The sequence below is a fragment of the Actinoplanes sp. NPDC051633 genome (genome assembly GCF_040681735.1).
In the GTDB taxonomy this organism is placed as follows: Bacteria; Actinomycetota; Actinomycetes; order Mycobacteriales; family Micromonosporaceae; genus Actinoplanes.
The window spans coordinates 1-1,177 of the sequence record NZ_JBFAZH010001739.1; the positions used below are offsets into that span (position 1 = coordinate 1).

At 68.6% G+C, this 1,177-nt stretch carries 2 protein-coding genes; both read right to left on the reverse strand.

Going from position 1 to position 1,177, the window contains the following annotated elements:
* Window positions 1-27: 27 nt before the first annotated feature.
* Window positions 28-792 carry a sigma-70 family RNA polymerase sigma factor gene (locus AB0M20_RS44790; RefSeq protein WP_364307706.1) on the reverse strand — a complete coding sequence of 255 codons (765 nt, stop codon included), beginning with the start codon at window positions 790-792 and terminating at the stop codon, window positions 28-30.
* Entirely contained in the window at window positions 785-1,030 is a 246-nt protein-coding gene (locus AB0M20_RS44795) for a hypothetical protein (protein WP_364307707.1), read from the reverse strand. The genes AB0M20_RS44790 and AB0M20_RS44795 overlap by 8 nt, the downstream gene beginning before the upstream one ends.
* Window positions 1,031-1,177: the final 147 nt, after the last annotated feature.

Genomic DNA, 1,177 nt, shown 5'->3' on the forward strand with positions numbered 1-1,177 from the left:
CCCAGACTCGGGACGGGGACCGCTCGGTCAGTCGTGCTGGTCGTCGTTGTGGCGTCTCTTGACCAGCCACTCGTACACGCGCACGCAGAGGATCCCAGCACCAGCCGCAGCGAGGAAGAACAAGATCGGCAGGGCGAAGAGACCATCCCCGTCGAGGAACCAGTCGATCACTGGGGTGATGACGGCGAGCAGCGGACCGAGCAGCTCGATGAGCCGGTCCAGCCCTTTCGCACGGTGGCCCGACACGGTGCCCACACATACGCCCATTTGGTCGGCGATCTGCTCGCGGGTCAGCTCACCGGCGGTGGTGAGCTCGATCGCCTGGCGCTGCTTGTCGGTCAGCTGCTCGAGCGCCTCGTTCAGGTAGCGCTGCACCTCCTGCTCGATGAGCAGATCCTCCGGGCCGGGCTCCGGAGCGGCGAGATCCTCGCCGTCGCCGCCGATCACGCGAGCGCCAGCCCGCAGCTTGAGCTCGGTGACCTGCTCGCGCACGAAGTCGCTGAGCACGGCGCCCAGCGCGTATCGTCCGGGCCCCTTGTACTCCCCCTTCTTGGTGGAAAAATCGTCGTCCGCCCACCGCGTACGCACCTGGACCCACACGGTGTGGGTGGCGTCGTCCGCCTCGACCAACGCGCGGGGCACCCGGGCCTTGCGCAGCTTCGCGCGCGCCACCCGCCGCACCACCGGCTCCCAGTCCGACCAGAAAAGGTCGAAGTCGGCTTCGCTGCGTCCGTGCGGCACCGGCGGGAACACCAGCTTCTGCGGCGTCCCGCCGTCGTCGACCTCAGCCACGCTCGACCTCGTCGGTACGCTTCCCGGCCGGGGCGCTCACGGCCGGCGCGCCGGGCGTCCGGACACTCCAGGCCCCGCCCCGGCCCGATCCGGTGATCTCGGTGCCGGGAGCTAGATCGGCGACGGCGCGGACAAGGTCGGCGCGGGCGCGCAACCGGCGCGTCTCGGCGTACGCGACTGCCGCCCGGCCGGCGGCGGTCACGCCGGCGACCACAGCGGCAATGGTCAGGGGGTCCATCTTCAGCCTCTCGACGTTGGGCTCGCCGCGCCGTGCGGCGGGCTCAACGGTGATGGCCGGAAACCAAGATCGACGTTACCGTTCAAGGCTATCATCTAGTCTTTCTTGTTTCTGCTCAATACTTAACAAAGATTGCTTGAATCGCTC